At 60.2% G+C, this 7597-nt stretch carries 7 protein-coding genes; all 7 read left to right on the top strand.

Going from position 1 to position 7597, the window contains the following annotated elements; genetic code table 11:
* Positions 1-603: 603 nt before the first annotated feature.
* Entirely contained in the window at positions 604-1530 is a 927-nt protein-coding gene (locus ACTD9P_RS29075) for a glutamate/aspartate ABC transporter substrate-binding protein (RefSeq protein ID WP_058421600.1), read from the top strand.
* 194 nt (positions 1531-1724) lie between these two features.
* Positions 1725-2471, top strand: a complete 747-nt coding sequence (locus tag ACTD9P_RS29070; RefSeq protein ID WP_099548514.1) for an amino acid ABC transporter permease — start codon at positions 1725-1727, stop codon at positions 2469-2471.
* Positions 2471-3142 (top strand): amino acid ABC transporter permease, encoded by a 672-nt coding sequence (locus tag ACTD9P_RS29065; protein ID WP_017137030.1) that lies wholly within the window; start codon positions 2471-2473, stop codon positions 3140-3142. Before ACTD9P_RS29070 ends, ACTD9P_RS29065 begins: the two co-directional genes overlap by 1 nt.
* Positions 3139-3873 carry an amino acid ABC transporter ATP-binding protein gene (locus ACTD9P_RS29060; protein WP_007916729.1) on the top strand — a complete coding sequence of 245 codons (735 nt, stop codon included), beginning with the start codon at positions 3139-3141 and terminating at the stop codon, positions 3871-3873. The genes ACTD9P_RS29065 and ACTD9P_RS29060 overlap by 4 nt, the downstream gene beginning before the upstream one ends.
* Positions 3874-3939: 66 nt before the next feature.
* A complete protein-coding gene (gene aauS / locus ACTD9P_RS29055; protein WP_438870346.1) occupies positions 3940-5841 on the top strand; it encodes a two-component sensor histidine kinase AauS in 1902 nt (633 codons plus the stop codon).
* Positions 5841-7178 carry a two-component response regulator AauR gene (gene aauR, locus ACTD9P_RS29050; protein ID WP_200434455.1) on the top strand — a complete coding sequence of 446 codons (1338 nt, stop codon included), beginning with the start codon at positions 5841-5843 and terminating at the stop codon, positions 7176-7178. The genes aauS and aauR overlap by 1 nt, the downstream gene beginning before the upstream one ends.
* Positions 7178-7516, top strand: coding sequence for a GlpM family protein (locus tag ACTD9P_RS29045; protein WP_438870345.1), 339 nt, complete (start codon positions 7178-7180; stop codon positions 7514-7516). The genes aauR and ACTD9P_RS29045 overlap by 1 nt, the downstream gene beginning before the upstream one ends.
* Positions 7517-7597: the final 81 nt, after the last annotated feature.

The raw sequence follows: 7597 nt of genomic DNA, 5'->3' as shown, positions 1-7597 counted from the left end.
ATCTGAGGCGCCCCGTTAACCACGATGGCCGAACGCAGGCTTGAATCCGTGGGTAACCCGGCAGGACGCCGGGTTAGCCGCGCTGGGCCAAGGATGGCCCATCGCGGCGGCCCACGGATTCAAGCCTAAGCGAGGCACCAAGTGGTGGGGCGAAGACTTTTTGGTTACTTTTGTCTGGGCCGGCATTCCGGTCTTTACAAAAGTGACCCGCTGTAAGAGCGGAACCAATAGAAGCCATCACCGCAGCAACGGATATGTACTCCCCCCAGACGCCAATATTTGCATAGATGCCTATGACCATCGCAGGCAAGCCAGTTCCCACAAAAGCCCTGCTCGGAATACCTTCCTGAGCATTCGGTTTTCCGAACACCACACCCCACCCCATTCGGTTTGCCGGACCAAAGCGCTACAAATCCCTCGTAACACAAAGTTAATCTCCTTATAAATCAATCAAATAACCTTTTATTTCCGGTATGGCACGACTCATGCTCTACACTCCCTGACGATTGCCTGAGGCGCCTTAGGAGCCGTCATGGGCATTCGCAGTACAAAGAGAGCCGCTTAGCAGGCTTCATAAAAAAAACAAATGTCGAGGAAGTATTGATGCGCATCGTTCCCCATATCCTGGGCGCAGCTATCGCTGCTGCTCTGATCAGCACTCCAGTTTTCGCCGCCGAACTCACCGGCACACTGAAGAAAATCAACGACTCCGGCACCATCACCCTCGCTCACCGCGACAGCTCCATTCCGTTTTCCTACATCGCGGATGGCTCGGGCAAACCCGTGGGCTACTCCCACGACGTTCAGTTGGCTGTGGTTGAAGCCCTGAAAAAAGACCTGAACAAACCCGACCTGAAGGCCAAGTACAACCTGGTGACTTCGCAAACTCGTATCCCGCTGATCCAGAACGGCACTGCGGACCTTGAGTGCGGCTCCACCACCAACAACGCCGAACGCGCCCAGCAAGTTGATTTCACCGTCAACATCTTCGAAATCGGCACCCGTCTGCTGGTCAAGAAGGACAAGGATGGCAAGCCGTCCTACGCTGACTTTGCCGACCTGAAAGGCAAAAACGTCGTGACCACCGCCGGCACCACGTCCGAGCGCATCATCAAAGCGATGAACGCCGACAAGCAGATGGGCATGAACGTCATCTCCGCCAAAGACCACGGCGAATCCTTCCAGATGCTCGAAAGCGGCCGTGCCGTTGCGTTCATGATGGACGACGCCCTGCTGGCCGGCGAAGAAGCCAAGGCCAAGAAGCCGGACGACTGGGTCATCACCGGTACTCCACAGTCCTTCGAAGCCTACGCGTGCATGGTGCGTAAAGACGACCCTGCCTTCAAGAAAGCCGTGGATGACGCCATCGTCGCCCTGTACAAATCCGGCGAAATCAACAAGATCTACAGCAAGTGGTTCGAGAGCCCGATCCCACCAAAAGGCCTGAACCTGAACTTCCCGATGAGCGAAAAGGTTAAGGAGCTGATCGCTAACCCAAGCGACAAGCCAGCCCCTGACGTAAAAATCTGATACCTGACTAAGCTTATGTCCTGAGGGAGCCTCCGCCCCCTCAGGCGTCTGTTACTACCTGCTGGCTTTAATGTGGAACACTCGACCTGGCGGTTTTCGAGCCGATCGCGTGTGCCTGGCGTTCACCGTCAGGCGGGAAAGGATCTTCCCCAAGCGGGTGCTTGTACATCGATCGATCTCGAGGGGAGACCCTAATGAATTACAACTGGGACTGGGGCGTGTTCTTCAAGTCCACCGGCGTTGGCAGCGAGACTTATCTCGACTGGTACATCGCAGGCCTGGGCTGGACCATCGCCATCGCTGTGGTGGCATGGATAATCGCCTTGTTGCTGGGCTCCATTCTGGGGGTCATGCGCACCGTGCCAAACCGAATCGTAGCGGGCATCGCGACCTGCTACGTGGAACTGTTTCGTAACGTGCCGCTGCTGGTGCAGCTGTTTATCTGGTACTTCCTGGTGCCCGATATGCTGCCGCAGAACCTGCAGGACTGGTACAAACAAGACCTCAACCCGACCACCTCGGCCTACCTGAGCGTTGTCGTGTGCCTGGGCCTGTTCACCGCCGCCCGTGTGTGCGAACAAGTGCGTACCGGCATCCAGGCGCTGCCACGTGGCCAAGAGGCTGCTGCGCGTGCCATGGGCTTCAAGCTGCCGCAGATCTACTGGAACGTGCTGCTGCCCCAGGCCTACCGCATCATCATTCCGCCGCTTACCTCGGAATTCCTCAACGTGTTCAAGAACTCCTCCGTGGCGTCCTTGATCGGTTTGATGGAACTGCTGGCGCAAACCAAACAGACCGCCGAGTTTTCGGCCAACCTGTTTGAAGCCTTCACCCTGGCCACGCTGATCTACTTCACCTTGAACATGAGCCTGATGTTGCTGATGCGCGTGATCGAGAAGAAAGTCGCGGTGCCCGGCCTGATCTCCGTGGGGGGTAAATAATGGACTTCGATTTCAGCGGTATCATCCCCGCCATCCCGGGCCTGTGGAACGGCATGGTCATGACCTTGCAGTTGATGGTCATGGGCGTGGTCGGCGGCATCGCGCTGGGTACGGTCCTGGCGCTGATGCGCCTGTCGTCGAGCAAACTGCTGTCGCGCCTGGCGGGCGCCTACGTGAACTACTTCCGCTCGATCCCGCTGCTGCTGGTGATCACCTGGTTCTACCTGGCGGTGCCGTTCGTGTTGCGCTGGATCACTGGCGAAGACACCCCGATCGGCGCGTTCACCTCCTGCGTCGTGGCTTTCATGATGTTCGAAGCCGCGTACTTCTGTGAAATCGTGCGGGCCGGCGTGCAGTCGATCCCCAAGGGCCAGATGGGCGCAGCCCAGGCGATGGGCATGACCTATGGCCAGACCATGCGTCTGATCATTCTGCCCCAGGCGTTCCGCAAGATGACCCCGTTGCTGCTGCAACAGTCGATCATCCTGTTTCAGGACACCTCGCTGGTCTACACCGTGGGCCTGGTGGACTTCCTCAACTCCGCCCGCTCCAACGGCGACATCATCGGCCGCTCCAATGAGTTCCTGATCTTCGCCGGTGTCGTCTACTTCATCATCAGCTTTTCCGCCTCGCTGCTGGTCAAGCGTCTGCAAAAAAGGTTTGCCGTATGATCTCTATCAAGAACATCAACAAGTGGTATGGCGACTTCCAGGTGCTGACCGATTGCAGCACTGAGGTCAAAAAAGGCGAAGTGATCGTGGTGTGCGGGCCATCGGGTTCGGGCAAATCCACCCTGATTAAATGCGTCAACGCGCTGGAACCGTTCCAGAAGGGCGATATCGTGGTCGACGGCACCTCCATTGCCGACCCGAAGACCAACCTGCCCAAACTGCGCTCGCGCGTGGGCATGGTGTTCCAGCACTTCGAACTGTTCCCACACCTGACCATCACCGAAAACCTGACCATCGCGCAGATCAAGGTATTGGGCCGCAGCAAGGAAGAAGCCACTAAAAAGGGCCTGCAACTGCTCGAGCGCGTAGGCCTGTCGGCGCACGCCCACAAGCATCCGGGCCAATTGTCCGGTGGCCAGCAACAACGTGTGGCCATCGCCCGCGCCCTGGCCATGGACCCGATCGTCATGCTGTTCGACGAACCGACCTCGGCGCTCGACCCGGAGATGGTCAACGAAGTGCTCGACGTGATGGTGCAACTGGCCCACGAAGGCATGACCATGATGTGCGTGACCCACGAAATGGGCTTCGCGCGCAAAGTGGCCGACCGCGTGATTTTCATGGACGCTGGCAAGATCATCGAAGACTGCCCGAAAGAGGAGTTCTTCGGTGACATCAGCGCCCGCTCCGAACGCGCGCAGCACTTCCTTGAGAAAATCCTGCAGCACTAAGCCCTACATAGCTCCCACATTGGACCGAGCAGGCCGGCAAGCTCTGGCTGACCCAAGGCATCTGTGATGAAATGCGACCCCAACCAATTTCGCGCCGCACCGCCATCACTTGCCGTGAAACCTCGTCTGATTCGCCAACTGTTCCTGCCGCCGTTGATCATCGCCCTGATGATCGGCTTGGGTTACATCGGCTTCTGGGTCAGTGAGTACTATGGCATCCGCACCCTCAGCGACAACGGCGAACGCCAGCTGGAGCTGCATGCCCGCACCGTCGAAAGCGAGCTGAGCAAATACACCTACCTGCCCAGCCTGTTGGAGCTGGAGTCCAGCGTCTCCAGGCTGCTGGCCGACCCGAGCCAGGAAACCCGGCAAACGGTCAACGATTACCTCGAAGGCCTGAACCGACGCAGTCGTAGTCGGGCCATCTACGTGATGGACACCACCGGCCGCGTGCTGGCCACCAGTAACTGGCGCGATGCCGACAGTTACCAGGGTGAAGACCTGTCCTTCCGTGCCTATTTCCAAAATGCCGTACGTGGCCAGCCCGGCCGTTTCTATGGCATTGGCAGCACCAACGGCGAACCCGGTTACTACCTGGCCCACGGCCTGGAAGAGCACGGCAAAATCATCGGCGTGGCCGTGGTCAAAGTACGCCTTGAAGCCCTCGAAGAACGCTGGCAGCGCGCGCGTCTCGAAGCCTTTGTGAGCGACGAAAACGGCATCATCATTCTCTCCAGTGACCCGGCCCGGCGCCTCAAGGCCGTGCGCCCGCTGAGCGATGACACCAAGGAACGCCTGGCCCACAGCCTGCAATATTACTGGGCGACGTTGAACGAGTTGGAGCCACTGGCCCGCGAGCGTCTCAACGAAGGCACCGAGAAGCTCACCTTCCCGGCCAACAGCGAAGTGATCAACGACGAGCGCGAAGTCAGCTACCTGGCCCAGACCCGCCCGCTCAGCGACACGCCGTGGAACTTCACCCTGCTGACCCCACTTAACGACCTGCGCCGCGCCGCGATCAATCAAGGCATTCTGGTGGCGGTCGCGTTTGGCCTGGTCGCGTTCTTGCTGATCGCCTGGAACGAGCGGCGCAAAGTCATCGCCACCCGCCTCGCCGCGCGCGAAGCCTTGCAGGAAGCCAACAGCCAGCTGGAACGCCGGATTGCCGAACGCACCGCCGACCTGCGCGCCAGTAACGAACGGCTCAAGGGCCAGATCCGCGAGCGCCGCCAGGCCGAAGAAACCCTGCGTCGCGCCCAGGACGAACTGGTGCAGGCCGGCAAGCTGGCGGCCATCGGCCAGATGTCCACCAGCATTGCCCATGAACTCAACCAACCGCTGGCGGCATTGCGCACGCTGTCGGGTAACACCGTGCGCTTCCTTGAGCGTGGCGCCCTCGACACCGCCAGCGCCAACCTCAAGACCATCAACGAACTGATCGACCGCATGGGCCGCATCACCGCCAGCCTGCGCTCGTTTGCCCGCCGTGGTGACGACCAGGGCGAAGCCAACCTGGGCAAAGCCGTGGACGCCGCCTTCCAGGTGCTGGGCGCGCGTCTGGACGGCCTGCCGTTGACCGTGCACCGTGACTTCGCCCCCGCCCAGCTGCAGATCGACCAGACCCGCCTGGAGCAGATCCTGGTCAACCTGATCGGCAACGCGCTCGATGCGATGCAAGCCCAACCAGCGCCCGAGCTCTGGTTGGACGGCCAGAGCGCCGACGGTAGATACCGTCTGCACGTGCGCGACAATGGCCACGGCATCGACCCCGAAGCGCGCAAACATTTATTCGAACCGTTCTTCACCACCAAACCCGGCGAACAAGGCCTGGGCCTGGGCCTGACCCTTTCCGCCAGCCTGGCGGCGGCCACCGGCGGCAACCTCGCCGTGGAACACCCGGCCAGTGGTGGTACTGCCTTTGTCTTGTGCCTGCCGTTGGTGGGCACCCAAAAAGCTGAGTCGACATGATGAGTACCGATCCTAAAGACCTCACCGTTCTGATCGTCGAAGACGACCCCCACGTGCTGCTCGGCTGCCAGCAAGCCCTGGCGCTGGAAGACATTCACAGCGTGGGTGTGGGCAGTGCCGAGGAAGCGCTCAAGCGCATCGGCGAGAACTTTGCCGGCATTGTCATCAGCGATATTCGCCTGCCAGGCATCGACGGCCTGGAGCTGCTGACCCGCCTCAAGGCCCTGGATAAAAGCCTGCCGGTGGTGCTGATTACCGGCCATGGCGATATCTCGATGGCGGTCGGCGCCATGCGCAATGGCGCCTACGACTTCATGGAAAAACCCTTCTCTCCCGAACGCCTGGTCGATGTGGCGCGCCGCGCCCTTGAGCAACGCGGGCTGGCGCGGGAAGTCTGGTCGCTGCGCCGCCAACTGGCCGAGCGCGACTCACTGGAAGGCCGCATCATCGGCCGCTCGCCCGCCATGCAGAACCTGCGCGAGCTGATCGCTAACGTGGCCGACACCTCGGCCAACGTGCTGATCGAAGGCGAAACTGGCACCGGCAAGGAACTGGTCGCGCGTTGCTTGCACGATTTCAGCCGGCGCCACGACCATCAGTTCGTTGCCCTGAACTGCGGCGGCCTGCCGGAGAACCTGTTCGAAAGCGAAATATTCGGCCACGAAGCCAACGCCTTTACCGGCGCGGGCAAGCGGCGCATCGGCAAGATCGAACACGCCCATGAGGGCACGCTGTTCCTCGATGAAGTGGAAAGCATGCCGATCAACCTGCAGATCAAACTGCTGCGTGTGTTGCAGGAACGCACCTTGGAACGCCTGGGCTCGAACCAGAGCGTGGCAGTGGATTGCCGGGTGATTGCCGCGACCAAATCCGACCTTGACGAGCTGAGCCGCGCCAGCCAATTCCGTAGCGACCTTTACTACCGCCTCAACGTCGTGACCCTGGAACTACCACCGCTACGCGAACGCCGTGAAGACATCCTGCAATTGTTCGAACACTTCCTGCAGCAGTCGTCACTGCGTTTTGACCGCAGCGTACCGGAGCTGGACAACCAGACCGTGTCGACCCTGATGAGCCATGACTGGCCAGGCAACGTGCGTGAACTGCGCAACGTTGCCGAGCGTTTTGCCCTGGGCTTGCCGGCCTTCAAGAAAAGCGGCGCAGGCACCAGCAATCACGGCCTGGCCTTTACCGAAGCGGTGGAAGCCTTCGAGCGCAACCTGCTCAACGACGCCCTGCAACGCAGCGGCGGCAACCTCACCCAGGCCAGCCTGGAACTGGGAATGGCCAAGACCACGCTGTTCGACAAGGTCAAGAAATACGGGTTGAGCCACTGATGGACTTATTCTTGAAAGCCGCCCTGGGCGCGGCGGTGGTGCTGATCCTGGCGGCGCTGGCCAAGACCAAAAACTACTACATCGCAGGCCTGGTGCCGCTGTTTCCGACCTTCGCGCTGATCGCGCATTACATCGTCGGCAAGGGCCGTTCGCTGGACGACTTGAAGACCACCATCCTGTTTGGGATGTGGTCGATCATTCCGTATTTTGTGTATTTGGCGACGCTGTATGTGCTGGTCGATCGCATGCGCCTTGAAGCGTCACTCGCCGTGGCGGCGGTGGCGTGGCTGATGGCGGCGACCGTGCTGGTGAGCGTGTGGGTGCGCGTCCACGCCTGACACACCTCAATCAAAAATGTGGGAGCGGGCTTGCTCGCGAAAGCGGTGTGTCAGTCAGCACATGTATTGACTGACACACCG

Source organism: Pseudomonas onubensis (assembly GCF_965653655.1).
Taxonomy (GTDB): Bacteria; Pseudomonadota; Gammaproteobacteria; order Pseudomonadales; family Pseudomonadaceae; genus Aquipseudomonas.
This window is presented reverse-complemented; position numbering and strand designations above follow the sequence as displayed.